Source organism: Devosia sp. 1566, from assembly GCF_004005995.1.
GTDB lineage: Bacteria > Pseudomonadota > Alphaproteobacteria > Rhizobiales > Devosiaceae > Devosia.
Genome location: NZ_CP034767.1, coordinates 1,989,401 through 2,003,669 on the forward strand (window position 1 = coordinate 1,989,401; position 14,269 = coordinate 2,003,669).

Here is a 14,269-nt window from a genome sequence, read left to right on the forward strand (position 1 = left end):
CGGAAAGATCCTGGGTGCCGCCGCTCCGGGAGGAAAGCCTACTCGTAGGTGATGACGTTTTCTTCGCCGAACTCGTCCACCAGCGCGTCGTGATATTCCGCGATCACATCTTCCACCGCAGCACCATCGAGAATATCGGCCGTCGCCTGCTGCACCAAAGCAGAGACGGTCTGGTAGCCCGGCACTGTGTCGCGACCGGTCGTGTCAGCGGCCAGCTGGGTCGCCGCCGCCAGGAACGCATCTTCCTTGTATTCGGGGGAATCCGAAATGTCGGTGCGCACCGCCATGCGGTGGTTGGCCAGCGTCCAGGCCTTGAAATTCTCTTCGTCGAAGATCGCCGTGACCAGCTGGAAGGCCATATCCTTGTCGGCGGCATTGGCGTTGATCCCGAGCGTCCAGCCGCCAGAAATATTAGTGGTCGCCTTCGTGCCGGGCTCGCCCGAGCCGGGCCAGGGCGTCCAGCCGACCTGCGCGTCCCGCTCCTCGCGGCTGGGGGGATTGTTGCAGTCCCAGAGGCACGCATCCTCCCACGAGCCCGACGCGTGAATCCCGAGCTTGTCGTCCGCCAGCGCCTGGCGAACCGCCGCCGAGATATCGGTTGCATAGTTGAGATCGGCCGGGTTCAGCTCGTCCTCGACATAGACCCGGTGGTAAAGATCGAAGGTGCGGCGCAGGCCGGGGCTGTCGCCGATCCACTGATTGGTTTCGCGGTTCAGCAGCCGGTTGCGATCCCCCTCGGGCACATCGGCGCCCAGCAGCGCCATGTAAACGCCCTGCATGGTGGCAGCTTCCGCCTGTTTCGTGCCTGCGGGCAGTTGGAACGGATACTGCACGCCCGCATCTTTGAGCTTTTGCGCGGCTTCAAGGACCTCTGCCCAGCTCTTTGGCTGCCACGGCACGGGTATGCCCGCCTTTTCGAAATTGGACTTGTCGTACCAAAGCATGCGCACATCGGTATCGGTGGGCAGCGCATAAAGCTCGCCCTGATAGGATGCGACTTCCAGCAGCCCCGGCAGGTAATACTGGAACTGGTCCCAGCCGGCCGCGAGCGGGCCAAGCGGCGCGAGATAGCCCGCCGAAGCCAGCTCGCTGACCATGAAGCTGTCGATCAGGTTGACGTCGGCCGCCGTGCCCGCGCTCAGGTCCAGTGCAATGCGCTGGTCATAGCCCTGCCCCGGCAGCTTGATGGCATTCACCGTTTCCCCGGTTTCCGCCTCGAAATCCTTGATCCCTTCCTCGATGAGGGACGCAAAGGATTCCATATACATGATGGAGATTTCGGCATGCGCCGGGATTGCAGCGCTCGTCAGCAGCGACAGCGTTATCGCCGTGGTCAGATAACCTCGTTTGAGCATCAACTCCTCCTCATCTGCTCGCGCCACCTCTTGCGGGCGGCTCGTGCCAGAACCTCCATTCCGGCAGGGTTACCAAGCCATAGTTTCTGCAACGTTGCAAACGGATTTACCGAATCGAGCGGGCCAGCTGCGAACAACCGCTGCAATCCCCCGTAAGCACAATGATTTAGGTTCAGACTGATCTTCCGCCCGCCGGAGCAACAATCCCTGCATCGTTGCAATGTGAAGAATTGGCTTCCCGAGAGCGCTGGTGTAGAACAGCGCCTCGGGAAGAGATCGATGAGCAGCAAAAAGAGCTTGGACAGTGCCCGGAGCACTGGCACGGGCCAGCGTGTAACCCTCCGCACCATCGCCGAAGTCACGGGGCTGAGCCTGTCAACCGTGTCGCTGTCGCTGCGCGGCGGCACAACGCTGCGGCCGGAAACGCGCGACAAGGTCAATGAAGTCGCCCGCTCGCTCGGCTACATCCCCGACCGCGCCGGCGTGCGCCTGCGCACCGGCAAGACCAATGTGATTGCCCTCGTGCTCGACGGGGCGGAAGACGCGATCGATTTCGCCCGCCAGATGATCCAGGGTATCGGCCAGTCTATCAAGGGCACGCGCTACCACCTGACGGTGATCCCCGAGTTCGACCGGCACTCGTCGGCCGACACCATCCGCTATGTGCTCGACAACCGCACTGCCGACGGCGTGATCCTGACCCATACCGGCCCGCGCGACCCGCGCGTGCAGATGCTGATGGATGCAGGTTTTCCCTTTGTCAGCCACGGGCGGACCGAGTTCCACACGCCCCACCCCTATCACGATTTCCATTCCGAAGTGTTCGCCGCCATGGCAGTGGAGCGTCTGGCGCAAAAGGGCTGTCGGCGCATCATGCTGGCGGCCGGCGACGATAGTACGATGAACCACCACAACATCGTCACGGCGTTCAACAAGGCCGCTGGCCGAGCTGGGCTCGAAACCAGCCTGCTGGAAAACACGCAAGGGTTGCCGCCATCCGCGTTGCGGCGCTTGGCGCTGGATCTGGCACAAGGCCCGGAGCGCCCCCATGGCATCATCTGCGACAGCGAGTTGCGCACGATTTCTCTGGTGGCCGGTTTGCAGGATGGTGGCCTTCTTCCTGGCCGGGACATCCACCTGGTTTACAAGCAAACCTCTGGGATCCTGCCCACCCTGTTCCCGGCCATCGACAGCATCCGCGAGGACGTGTTTTCGGCCGGCGAGGAGCTTACCCGACTGCTGCTGCAGCGTATTGCGGGCGCCGAGATCAACACCCTGCAAACGCTGGCCGAACCGGTCCCGCATTGGCGCAGCCAAGAACCTTCGTCGGCGCTTACTGCACCGCAGGACCTATAGATCGGCGAGCCGCATCACCTCCGCCGTGTGCGGGTCAGCCGGGAAAAAGGTCTCGATCGTCAGTTCTGACAGGGTGATATCGAGCGCCGACCCGAAGATCGTGGTGGTCGAAAGGAACGACAACACGCCCTGTGGGCTGGCAAGCCGAAGCGGAACCGCTATGGGGTGACCACCTGCGAGCTTCCCCGAGTGGGGCTCCGCCTTGGCGGGCACCGGAAAGGATTGGATCTCGTCCAGCAATGCCACCAGCTCTTGGTCGCCGGTGAGTTCGATCTGCTGGATCAGCCGTTGGACGATATGGGCTTTCCAATGCCGATAATTGATGATCCGCGCTGCTAGACCCAGCGGATGCAGGCTCAGCCGCAACACATTGACTGGTGCTTGCGCTAGACTAGCGTCGGCGCCGTCCATGAGCCGCAACGCCGGCTCGTTTGCCAGCAGCAGGTTCCAGTGTCGGTCAAGGGCAAGCGCCGGGTGCGGGCGGTGGCCATCGAGGATGGATTGCACCGCCTGGCGGGCCGCCGCCATCTCGATGTGGTCGATGCTTTGCTCCCGATAGCTCGGCGCATGGCCTGCCGCCACGAGGAGAGCATTGCGCTCGCGCAAAGGCACGCTCATCTGCTCGGAAAGCCGCAGCACCATGTCGCTGCTGGGGCGCGAACGACCCGATTCGAGAAAGCTGAGATGCCGTTGTGAGATCCCCGCTTCCAGGGCCAGTTCAAGCTGGCTCATCCTGCGGCGGCGGCGCCAGCCCGCAATAAGTTCACCAATGCTGAGGGTATCGGTCATACTCATGCGCCCTGAGTAGCGGTGCGGTCATCTTGTGCCGATTACCTGGCACGTAATCGACCTCAGCACACATCAATAGCAGATTTTCCTCACCGGCCGTGCTGGCCGGCTCAACCGAGGACCAATCCGATGCCAAATCTATCGCTTCGTCGTCTGCTGTTCATTGATGCGGCAACTTGCACCGCAATGGCTTTGCTGTTGCTCGCTGGCTCAGGGCCGTTATCGAGGCTGACCGCCATCCCGTCCGGCTTCCTGTTCTATGCCGGCATGCTGCTGCTTCCCATCGCCATCTTCATGGCCATCACCGCCCGCCGCCAGCACCCGGCGAACTGGGCAACCAACTTCATCATCTTGGGCAACATTGCTTGGGTAGTCGCCAGCATCGCCCTGCCCTTCGCTGGTCTCTTCACCCCCAGCGCATTGGGCTGGACTTTTCTCCTCGTCCAGGCCGCGATCGTTCTCATGCTGGCGCTGCTGGAACGTCGCGCCGCAGCGGAAATCCCCGTTTTTGCCGCGTGACGGGGGAATGGACGATCGAACCGAGGAAAATGCTGGCCGCCCGGACCAACCTGAAACCACGTCCGGGTGGCCACTGCTCGGGGTGCCAGGAAAGGCCGGACCCAAGCCCCGCATCGCCGCTAGCGACACGCGCGCGCCGAACGGCTAAGCTAACCCGTGTAACGCCAGAACCAGGAGCCTCCCGATGCCCCGCTTTCTCGCCCTTTACACCATGCAGCCCGATAACGTCGTCCGCTTCCGCGCCCTCCCGAGGGCCGAACAGGACGCCATTGATGCCAAAGGCGTCGCGCAATGGACGGAATGGGAGAGCCGCAACGCCGCTCATATCCCCGACCGCGGCGGCATGGTCGGCAAGACCCTGCGCGTTTCCAGCTCAGGAACCGCGCCCGCCACCAACGCGGTCTGCGGCTATCTCACGGTGGAAGCACCAACCATCGAGGACGCTGCGCGCCTCTTTGAAAACCATCCCCATTTTAGCGTGTTTCCCGGCGATAGCGTCGATATCATGCCCTTCGTGACTGAGCCGCCTGCATAGGATCGCCCGGCCTTAGCTACATTTAGCCAGCACCTTGGCGATGGCGCCCGAGGAACCCTTGGCGCCAAAGACATTGGTGTCGAATACGTCGAGCCCACTGCCGGCCGGCCGCACATAGGCGACCCGGATACGATCGCGCGCGCCTTGCGCGATCTTGGCCCACTGGCGCGCTACGGGGCCGCGGACGATCACTGAGGAGCCATCGGAATGCACCAGCGGCATGTCCTGGGCAAAGCTGGTGCCGGCCCCACCAGTAACTTTGCTGCCCTCGGCCGGGTCCGGAGTAATGGCGAGGCTTAGGGCCGTGCTGCCGGCAACCGCCGCGTCGGGCTTGCGCACCCAAAAGCCCATGGCTAGCTGGCCGCCACGGCAGGCGAACTGGAACTGGGCATCGCCATTATCGAACCAGGCAATGGGAACATTGCCCCCTTCATATTTCCATTCGGCAGCACCAGCGGAGGTCACCAGCAACAGGCCGAGGACGGCGAAAAGGGCTTTGCGCATGCGTTATTCCTGGTGGGACAATTGCCACCACTCCTCCCCGAAACTGGCTAATTTTCCCTTTCACCCGCGCCTCGCAGCGCTCGGGCACGCTCACAAGCCTGAAACGGGATGACAAACCGAGCGCGCGCAAGCGGCCGAGTAAACACGGAGCCGGAGCCCTCATGGTGAGGTGCGTAGCGAAGCGCAGCCTCGAACCACGAGGGCGGCCATCACCGCCCCCCATAAACTTATCCCCGCCCCCGAAAACCTCAGGCACAATCCCCCTTGTTCCCGGGCAAGCTGCGCGGTCGCGACGAACGGTCGGTGCGGGAATATCGGATGGGTTTGGGGTCGCCCAAGCTCCTTCGGGACGAGGATGATCCGGGACCGATTTCATCCCCCGGTCCATGAAGCCTCAGGGCTTCTGGCGTTTGGCACGGGTCTAGCCACGGACGGTCCTCACCGAAGAGTCTCCGATAGAGCATGGGGCGAAGCTTGCTTCACCTTCCATTTCCCGCCGGACGACCGGCACCGAGGCGAACTTCGCCCCATGTCGCAGCCCTCGCTGCGACGCCCGCCTGCCCCATACCCGCACGGCCCAAGGCCGGTGCGGCTTCAGCTGCAGCTTGCCGGCTTATGCGATGTCCACGATCTCGAGTTCTTGCGCGCCCAGGTTAGCCGCATCGCCTACGGCCTTGCCCATCAGCGCCGCGGCGATCGGCGAAGCGTAGGAGATGGAGCCGGCCTTCGGGTCGGCCTCGTCTTCCCCCACGATGCGATAAGTCTGCACCCGCCCGTCATCGCGCTGAAAGGTCACCGTGCTGCCAAACAGCACCCTATCGGTGCCTGCCGGCTCGGGCATCACCTGCGCAGTGCGCACCCGTTCGGTGAAATAACGCAGGTCTCGCAGGGGGCCGGCCCCTTCGCGCCGCTTTTCATCGGTGTCCTCGATCGCCATGGCAGCTTCATAGGCGGCGCGCGCTGCCTCCAGCTGCGCCTGCAGCGCCGTCAATCCCGCTTCGGTCACGAGATTGGGCCCAGCCGGGATCGGGCGATCCGGCAGCATGGTTTCCGCCGCCGTTTGCGCACTGTCTTCCTTGGTAAAGGCTACGCTCACTCGCATTCCTCCCTGCGGCGTTGGCTCTCTGCATCCCTAAGGCCATAACGCCGATCGCCGGCGCTTGGCAATCAACCCGCCGGGGTCCAGCCGCTGCCACCGCGGCTAACAGCATATTGGCAACAATTGTTGCGCGGAAGAAATCCACGTGGCACCCAAACCGTGACACACTGCGCCCTCGCGGCCGAACCTGCCTCCACCTGGCTCCGCGAGCCGCCCGGCCGCCCGGCCGCCGGGCAGGCGGTTTAGAGAGTCTCGGCGAGATGGACACATGCATACAATGCTCGATCTGAACGATCTCTACTTCTTCCACTCCGTTGCCACCCATGGCGGCTTCACCGCTGCCGGCCGAGCTACGGGCACGCCCAAGGCAACGTTGAGCAAGCGCGTAGCCCAGCTCGAAGCCCAGCTCGGCGTACGCCTGCTGGAGCGCACCACGCGTCACTTACGGCTCACCGAAGTCGGCCGCGCCGTCTTCGAGCAGGCGGAAACCATGTTGGCCGGTGCCGAAGGCGCCCAGGCCGTCGCCGCGCAAGCTCAGACCGAGCCCAACGGCATCGTCCGTCTCAGCTGTCCCCAGGCCCTGCTTGATGAACTGATCAACGAGCTCCTCCCCGAATTCCTCGCCCGTTATTCGCGGGTTCGCGTGCAGGTCAAGGTCATCGACCGGGCTGCCGATCTGGTCGAGGACGGCGTCGATGTCGCCATTCGGGCCCGTTCGAGCCTGGATTCCGACCCCAACTTGATCGTGCGCCGTCTTGGGCAGGCCCGGGGCGTCCTTGTCGCCAGCCCCGCCTTGGTAGAAGCGGTGCGTCACCCCATCACTATCGATACCCTGTCGCAGCTGCCCACCTTATCCTCTCTCAACGTCCACGAGGAGGTAGACTGGCTTTTAACCGGGCCCGATGGCGAAACCCGCCAGATCCGCAGTCGACCGCGCTTGATGTGCAGCAGCTTTGTTGTTCTGCGCACCAGCGCCATTGCCGGCCTGGGCGTCACTGTCTTGCCTGAATATGCCGCGGCCCCCGCCTTTGCCCGCGGCGAATTGGTGCATTTGCTTCCCGGCTGGTACACGCCGGATGGCATCGTTCATGCCGTTTTTTCGTCACGCAAAGGTCTTGTTCCGGCTGTAAGGGTCTTGCTGGATTACCTCGCCGGCGCAGTACCCGAGCGGCTCGCCACCTGCGAGCGATTGGCCGATCAGGCCAACGCGGCAGCCTGACAGGAGCCCCCGGCTCCCACCAGCTGATTGTCTCTGTAGAGAAACAAAGCTTCTACATTCCACGTCTTATTCGGGGACCATGGTCGACCTAGCTATCAGTCACACGGAAATTCAAACGAAAGGATTCTTCCATGTCACTGAAAATCAGCCTCGTCGCCCTCGCTCTCCTCGCTACAGCACCCGTCACCATGGCCGCTGAAAGCCTGGTTGAGACCCGCGAAATCAACGGCCGCACCATCAACGAGATCACCTCGGTTCTGGCGCACCGCGACATCGACGCCACCAGCGTCGAGCAGTGGGGCGACGCCATCCGCGTGCAGGCAGTCAACCCTGATGGCAGCCACTATGTCGTGCTCGTTGATCGCTATACGCTCAGCCCACTCGGCAGCACCAACGCTGTTGGCACCAATCTCGATGTAGGCGCTAGCGCACCAGCGGCCCGCACCTCTTCGACTTTCGCTCCCGCATCGCTGTCGCTCAACACCGACGACTAAGTGGCGACTGACTAACGCTTCGACCCGGGGCGACCAAGCCCTGGGCCCTAGCTGCGTTCAACCATCCCGACCTTGCGCTCCGACCGATTTTCGGCCAGAGCGCTGACCCTCTTCCCCCTCAGCCCATCGTCAGCCGCTGGAATCCAGCGCCATCCTTGCGGCACCTCCGCCGCGTGGCGGCGACCGCAGCTTCCTCGCCGAAATCGTGGAACGCGAACGCGCCGCCTTCTGACCGGCCCCGTCTCTAGTCGATCTCCACCCAGCGCTGCTCGCGATGCGACTGACCCATCGCATGCACCGCCTGCTCGATCTGCAGCCCACTCTCGAAATCGATCACCCGCGCCGGCTCGCCGGCAATCGCCCGCAGCAATTCGTGGCATTCGATGATCTTGAGATCGTTGAATCCCAATGTATGCCCTGCCGCCGGCACGAAGCGGTCATAAGGCGGATGCCGCGGTCCCGACAGGATGGTGCGGAACCCCTGCTCGCTTGGCTTGTCGCTCGTCACATAAAGCTGCAGCTCGTTGAGCCGCTCCTGGTCATAGGCGATGCTGCCCTTGCTGCCAAAGATCTGCAGCGCGATCCGCCCCTTGCGCCCCCACGCGGTGCGGCTCAGCGCCATGAGGCCGCTGATCTCGGGCCCGAGTTCAAACAGAATACTGCTGACATCCCAGTTCTCGACACTGCGCCGCCCGCCCTCGCGGTTGGGCCGGTCAGGATAGGGCTTGCTGAGATTGGCGAACACCCGGCTGGGCAGGCCGAACAGCACCTGCAGGAGGCTGAGCGGATGCACCCCGAAATCGTCGATCGCGCCATAGCCCGCCGCCAGCTCGTTCTTCCAGAAGAACGGCGCCTCGGGATCAGCCATGAAATCCTCGTCCATCTCCAGCCGGACATGATTGACCGTGCCAATCGTGCCCTCGGCGAGGATCGCCCCGATCTGCCGGATCATGGGATTTTGAATATAGTTGTAGCCCAGCACCGCTGTCTTGCCTGAGGCCCGGGCCGCCGCGGTCATCCGCTCGGCATCGGCCAGCGTCACCGCCATCGGCTTTTCGCACCACACATGCTTGCCCGCTTCGAGCGCCGCCACCGCCATCTCCGCGTGAAACGCATTGGGCGTGGTGATCGACACCACCTCGACATCGGGGTCGGTCACGAGTACGCGCCAATCCACGGTTGAGCGCTCGAACCCGAACTCCTCGGCCCGGCGCGCCGCCAATCCCGCATCCACCTCTGCCAGATGCACCAGGCGCGGCCGCGGCCGATCGCCGAACACCGCCTTGACGCCGGTCCATGCCAGCGCATGGCATTTGCCCATATAGCCGGTGCCGATCAGGCCCACACCAATCGAATTATCCATCACGTCCTCCCTCGTGTTAAAATGGATAATCGAGCTTGGGGTGATCGGGAATAGGGCTCGCGCCTTGTGCCGTCCGGGGCTTTGAGGATTATGGGAGGGGAACCGGGATTTCGCCGATGACTGACGCCGCTGCCAAGCCCCTCACCCCTGCCGACTACGATGCCCTGCGCGCCACCATTCTCGAGCGCAAGAACGAGCTGCCCAAGCGGCTGACCCAGGTAGCCGCCTATGCCCTCGACAATCCCGACGAGATCGCCTTCGGTACCGCCGCCAGCATCGCCCTCTCGGCCGATGTCCAACCCTCGACCCTGGTGCGCTTCGCCCAGCATTTCGGCTTTGACGGCTTTTCCGGCCTGCAACAGCTCTTTCGCGCCCGCCTGCGCGAACGCACCTCATCCTATGAGGAGCGCCTGCGCACCCTCGAGCAGGACGGGACGGCGCGGGCGGAGAGCACCAATATCTTCAACGGCTTTTTGGCGGCGGCACACCGCTCCATTGATGCCATCGGCGCCGCTGTCGATCCGGACAGCTTTGAGCGGGCGGTAACGCTGCTGGCCAGGGCCGACACCATCTACCTCATCGCCAAGCGCCGCTCCTACCCCATCAGCAGCTACATGGCCTATGCCTTCGGCAAGCTGCGCGTAAGCTGCCAACTCGTGGGCACCGCCAATGGGATGGATGACGACCTTCTCGCCATGGCCACCCCCCGCGACGCCGCTTTTGCGGTGAGTTTTTCGCCCTACGCGCCCGAAAGCGCCGCCCAGGCGCGCACCCTCGCGGCGCGAGATATCCCCGTTGTTTCCCTCACCGACTCCGCCTTTTCGCCCCTCGCGGAATGCTCGCGCGAATGGTTCGAAGTGGTGGAAGCCGACCATGCCGGGTTCCGCTCCCTTTCCGCGAGCATGGCCTTTGCCATGGCCCTGACCGTCAGCATCGCCGAACAGCGCCGCCGCGCCTAACCACCGCGATCTTGGGCATCCGCATGGAGGCCCCAGCCCCCTCGATTGGAACGGCAGTTCCATGTTGACGCAGCGCAGAACCCATGTTTCAAAAGGTCAAGCAGCACGCTGCATGACTGCAAATCGGCCAAGCCGAATGGGAGGATCGCTGTGAGGAGTTCAAACCCCAGCACCGGGGATAAGCCCCTCGACGTCATCACCATTGGGCGCGCCTCCGTTGACCTCTATGGCCAGCAGATCGGCACCCGCCTCGAAGACATTGGCAGCTTCGCTAAATCCGTCGGCGGCTGCCCCGCCAATATCGCCGTCGGCACCGCGCGGCTGGGGCTTAAATCGGCGCTGATCACCCGCGTCGGCAACGAACAGATGGGCCGCTTCATCCGCGAACAGCTCGAACGCGAAGGCGTGCAGACCGCCGGCGTTCATACCGATCCCGAGCGCCTCACCGCTCTGGTGCTGCTGTCGGTGGAAGCCGAGGGCGTCTCGCCCATGATCTTTTACCGCACCGATTGCGCGGACATGGCGCTGTCCGAGGACGATATCGACGAAAGCTTCATCGCTTCGGCTGGCGCCGTGATCGTCACCGGCACCCATTTCTCCCGCCCCCACAGCGAAGCGGCCCAGAAAAAGGCCATCCGCCTCGCCAAGGCCCATGGCGCCCGCGTCGGCTTCGATATCGATTACCGCCCCAATCTCTGGGGCCTGGCCGGGCATGAAGCGGGCTTCTCGCGCTATGTCGCCTCGGATGTTGTCAGCGAAAAATACAAGAGCGTCTTGCCCGATTGCGACCTGATCGTGGGCACCGAGGAAGAAGTGCTGATCGCCTCGGGCGAGGCCGATCTGCCGGCGGCCCTACGCACCATCCGCACCCTTTCGGATGCCACGATCGTCCTCAAGCGCGGCCCCATGGGCTGCATCGTTTATGACGGCCCCATCCCCGACAACCTCGAGGATGGCATTGTCGGCAAGGGCTTCCCCATCGAGGTCTACAATGTCCTGGGGGCCGGCGATGCCTTCATGAGCGGCTGGCTCCGCGGCTGGCTGCGCGGCGAGGATCATGCCACCAGCGCCACCTGGGCCAATGCCTGCGGCGCATTTGCGGTGTCGCGCCTCCTCTGCTCGCCCGAATATCCCAGCTGGGCCGAGCTCAACCACTTCCTCGCCAAGGGCAGCAGCGAACGCGCCCTGCGCAAGGATGCCGAGCTCAACCACATCCATTGGGCCACGACCGGCCGCCGCCAGATCCCCAGCCTCATGGCCCTGGCCATCGATCACCGCAGCCAGCTCGAGGATCTTGCCGGCGGCGATCCGCAAAAACTGGCCCGCATCCCCGCCTTCAAGGCCCTGGCCGTCAAGGCCGCTGCCGCAATCGCTGGGGGTCGCCCGGGCTTTGGCATGCTGCTCGACGACAAATATGGCCGCGATGCCCTGTTCGCCGCAGCCGCCCTGCCCGACTTCTGGATTGGCCGCCCCGTCGAGCTGCCCGGCTCCCGGCCCCTGCGCTTCGAGTTCAGCCAGGACCTTGGCTCGCGCCTCGTGGATTGGCCAGTCGACCACTGCCTCAAGGTGCTCTGCTTTTATCACCCCGACGACCCCGCCGATCTCAAGCGTGACCAGATCGACAAGCTGCGCACCGCCTACGAGGCCGCCCGCAAGGTCGGACGCGACATTCTGGTTGAGATCATTGCCGGCAAGCACGGCCCCATCGCCGACGACACGATCAGCCGCGCCATGAGCGAGATCTATGCCGCCGGCGTCAAGCCCGACTGGTGGAAGCTCGAAACCCAGAAGAGCACCGTGGCCTGGTCTGCCATCGACGCAGTGATCGAGGGCAATGACCCTTATTGTCGAGGCGTGGTGCTGCTGGGCCTTGAAGCGCCGCACGATGTGCTGGAAGCTGGCTTCTCGACGGCTCGCAATTCGCGCTGGGTCAAAGGCTTTGCGGTGGGCCGCACCATCTTCGCCGACGCCGCCAGACAATGGCTCGCCGGCACCATGAGCGACGAGGAGGCAGTCGCCGACATGGCTCAGCGGTTCGGCGCGCTGGTAGAGGTATGGGAGCGGCTGGGCGAAAGCCGGGCGGCTTGAGGTGGCCGGCTGAAGGCATCAGGCTGCCGAGTTGACCCCAAGGGGCACCACATTGCAGACGCAAGAACCGAGACAAAGATCATGAGCCAGCAAACTGTTCGACTAACCATGGCCCAGGCCGTGGCCCGGTTCCTGACCAAGCAGATGACGGTGGTCGACGGGGAAACCGTGCCCATCTTCGGCGGTGTGTTCGCCATTTTCGGACACGGCAATGTCGCCGGGATCGGCGAGGCGCTCTATGGCGTCCGCGACACCTTGCCGACCTATCGCGGCCAGAACGAGCAGGGCATGGCTCATGCCGCCATTGGCTTTGCCAAGGCGAGTTTTCGCCGCCGCTTCATGGCTGTCACGAGCTCCATCGGCCCGGGCGCGCTCAACATGGTCACGGCTGCCGCCCTTGCCCATGTCAATCGTCTGCCGCTGCTGCTCCTGCCCGGCGATGTCTTTGCCAATCGCCTCCCCGATCCCGTGCTGCAGCAGGTCGAAAACTGGGGCGACGGCACGACTTCGGCCAATGACTGCTTCCGCCCGGTGAGCCGCTATTTCGATCGCATCACCCGCCCCGAGCAGATCATTCCCGCCCTGCGCCGCGCCATGCAGGTGCTGACCGATCCGGCCGAATGCGGCCCGGTGACTCTCAGCCTCTGCCAGGATGTGCAGGCCGAGGCCTACGATTACCCAGAGAGCTTTTTTGCCGAAAAGATCTGGACCATCCGCCGCATCATGCCCGATGGCGACGAGTTCGCCCAGGCCGCCACGGCGCTGCTGCACGCAAAAAAGCCGGTGATCATCTCGGGCGGCGGCACGCTCTATTCGCTAGCCACCGACACCCTGCGCAACTTCGCCGAACGCTATGGCGTGCCGGTGATGGAAACCCAGTCAGGCAAATCGAGCCTCCCCCACGATCATCCCCTCAACATGGGCTCGGTCGGCGTCACCGGCAGTTCCGCGTCCAACAAGCTCGCCGAAGAAGCCGATGTGGTGCTTGCCGTCGGCACGCGGCTGCAGGATTTCACCACCGGCTCCTGGGCCCTGTTCAAGAACCCCGATCTCAAGATCATCGGCCTCAATGTGCAGCCCTTCGATGCGCAAAAGCACGCCGCTCTGCCGCTCGTCGCCGATGCCCGAGCGGGCCTCGAGGCGCTCAATGCCGCCCTTACCGGCTGGCAGGCCGATCCCGAATGGACCGACAGGGCCCACGCCGAAAAGGACGAATGGCTCACGGCCGCCGACGCCGTTACCGCCGTGACCAATGCCGAGCTGCCCTCCGACGCCCAGGTGATCGGCGCCGTGCAGCGGGCTCGCCCCGGCGCCACCCTGGTCTGTGCCTCGGGCGGCCTGCCCGGCGAATTGCACAAGCTCTGGAAGGCCGAAGGCCCCGGCAGCTACCACATGGAATATGGCTTTTCGACCATGGGCTACGAGATCGCCGGCGGCCTCGGCGTGAAGCTCGCCCGCCCGAAGGACGACGTGGTCGTCATGCTGGGCGATGGCAGCTACATGATGCTCAATTCCGAGATCGTCAGCGCCATTATGCTGGGCGCCAAGCTTACGATCGTGCTGCTCGACAATGCCGGCTTTGGCTGCATCAATCGGCTGCAGATGGCCACCGGCGGCGCCAACTTCAACAATCTCCTCAAGGACACCCGGCACACCACCCTGCCCAATATCGACTTTGCCGCTCATGCCGCTGCGATGGGGGCCGTCTCGCGCAAGGTGGCCTCGATCAGCGAGTTGGAAGCGGCGCTGCAGGAAACCGAAACCTCCACCCAGACCACGGTGATCGTCATCGACACCGATCCCCTGATCGCCACCGAAGCGGGCGGGCACTGGTGGGACGTGGCCGTGCCCGAAGTTAGCGATCGCCCCCAGGTCAACGCCGCCCGCGAAGCCTATGTGGTAGCGCTCAAAGCCCAGCAGGTGGGCTAGGTGCCACGTCGTCGCGGTTCGAGGCTCGCGAAGAGTTCGCCCCGTACAACGAGGACCATC

Annotated in this window: 13 protein-coding genes; 8 read left to right on the top strand and 5 right to left on the bottom strand. The window is 64.0% G+C overall.

Going from position 1 to position 14,269, the window contains the following annotated elements; all coding sequences use genetic code 11:
- Nucleotides 1-38: 38 nt before the first annotated feature.
- Entirely contained in the window at nucleotides 39-1,355 is a 1,317-nt protein-coding gene (locus ELX51_RS09675; protein ID WP_127753319.1) for an extracellular solute-binding protein, read from the bottom strand.
- A 279-nt stretch (nucleotides 1,356-1,634) separates the two neighbouring features.
- On the opposite strand from ELX51_RS09675, the gene ELX51_RS09680 reads away from it, so the two are divergent.
- The gene (locus tag ELX51_RS09680) at nucleotides 1,635-2,711 is read left to right on the top strand and encodes a LacI family transcriptional regulator (RefSeq protein WP_127753320.1); all 1,077 of its coding nucleotides are present in this window, start codon (nucleotides 1,635-1,637) and stop codon (nucleotides 2,709-2,711) included.
- Here ELX51_RS09680 and ELX51_RS09685 read toward each other — a convergent pair.
- Complete coding sequence (locus tag ELX51_RS09685; RefSeq protein ID WP_127753321.1) at nucleotides 2,706-3,500, bottom strand: helix-turn-helix transcriptional regulator; 795 nt, start codon at nucleotides 3,498-3,500, stop codon at nucleotides 2,706-2,708. The genes ELX51_RS09680 and ELX51_RS09685 overlap by 6 nt on opposite strands.
- A gap of 129 nt (nucleotides 3,501-3,629) precedes the next feature.
- Between ELX51_RS09685 and ELX51_RS09690 the strand changes: the two genes are divergently transcribed.
- Entirely contained in the window at nucleotides 3,630-4,019 is a 390-nt protein-coding gene (locus ELX51_RS09690; protein WP_127753322.1) for a hypothetical protein, read from the top strand.
- 184 nt (nucleotides 4,020-4,203) lie between these two features.
- A complete protein-coding gene (locus ELX51_RS09695; protein WP_127753323.1) occupies nucleotides 4,204-4,554 on the top strand; it encodes a hypothetical protein in 351 nt (116 codons plus the stop codon).
- A 12-nt stretch (nucleotides 4,555-4,566) separates the two neighbouring features.
- On the opposite strand, the gene ELX51_RS09700 is transcribed toward ELX51_RS09695, so the two are convergent.
- Nucleotides 4,567-5,058: a hypothetical protein gene (locus tag ELX51_RS09700; protein ID WP_127753324.1), complete on the bottom strand. Its 492-nt coding sequence runs from the start codon at nucleotides 5,056-5,058 to the stop codon at nucleotides 4,567-4,569.
- A 613-nt stretch (nucleotides 5,059-5,671) separates the two neighbouring features.
- On the bottom strand, nucleotides 5,672-6,154 hold the full coding sequence (greA, locus tag ELX51_RS09705; RefSeq protein WP_127753325.1) for a transcription elongation factor GreA: 483 nt from the start codon (nucleotides 6,152-6,154) through the stop codon (nucleotides 5,672-5,674).
- Between the two features lie 280 nt (nucleotides 6,155-6,434).
- Here greA and ELX51_RS09710 point away from each other — a divergent pair, with 280 nt between their 5' ends.
- Nucleotides 6,435-7,376 (top strand): LysR family transcriptional regulator, encoded by a 942-nt coding sequence (locus ELX51_RS09710; RefSeq protein WP_127753326.1) that lies wholly within the window; start codon nucleotides 6,435-6,437, stop codon nucleotides 7,374-7,376.
- A gap of 131 nt (nucleotides 7,377-7,507) precedes the next feature.
- The gene (locus ELX51_RS09715) at nucleotides 7,508-7,870 is read left to right on the top strand and encodes a hypothetical protein (RefSeq protein WP_127753327.1); all 363 of its coding nucleotides are present in this window, start codon (nucleotides 7,508-7,510) and stop codon (nucleotides 7,868-7,870) included.
- A gap of 244 nt (nucleotides 7,871-8,114) precedes the next feature.
- On the opposite strand, the gene ELX51_RS09720 is transcribed toward ELX51_RS09715, so the two are convergent.
- Nucleotides 8,115-9,233 carry a Gfo/Idh/MocA family oxidoreductase gene (locus ELX51_RS09720; protein WP_127753328.1) on the bottom strand — a complete coding sequence of 373 codons (1,119 nt, stop codon included), beginning with the start codon at nucleotides 9,231-9,233 and terminating at the stop codon, nucleotides 8,115-8,117.
- 116 nt (nucleotides 9,234-9,349) lie between these two features.
- Here ELX51_RS09720 and ELX51_RS09725 point away from each other — a divergent pair, with 116 nt between their 5' ends.
- From ELX51_RS09725 to iolD, 3 genes are all read left to right on the top strand, one after another.
- Nucleotides 9,350-10,192 carry a MurR/RpiR family transcriptional regulator gene (locus tag ELX51_RS09725; protein ID WP_127753329.1) on the top strand — a complete coding sequence of 281 codons (843 nt, stop codon included), beginning with the start codon at nucleotides 9,350-9,352 and terminating at the stop codon, nucleotides 10,190-10,192.
- 150 nt (nucleotides 10,193-10,342) lie between these two features.
- Nucleotides 10,343-12,280, top strand: coding sequence for a 5-dehydro-2-deoxygluconokinase (iolC, locus tag ELX51_RS09730; RefSeq protein WP_164854826.1), 1,938 nt, complete (start codon nucleotides 10,343-10,345; stop codon nucleotides 12,278-12,280).
- Nucleotides 12,281-12,361: 81 nt separating this feature from the next.
- Nucleotides 12,362-14,209, top strand: coding sequence for a 3D-(3,5/4)-trihydroxycyclohexane-1,2-dione acylhydrolase (decyclizing) (iolD, locus tag ELX51_RS09735; protein ID WP_127753330.1), 1,848 nt, complete (start codon nucleotides 12,362-12,364; stop codon nucleotides 14,207-14,209).
- Nucleotides 14,210-14,269: the final 60 nt, after the last annotated feature.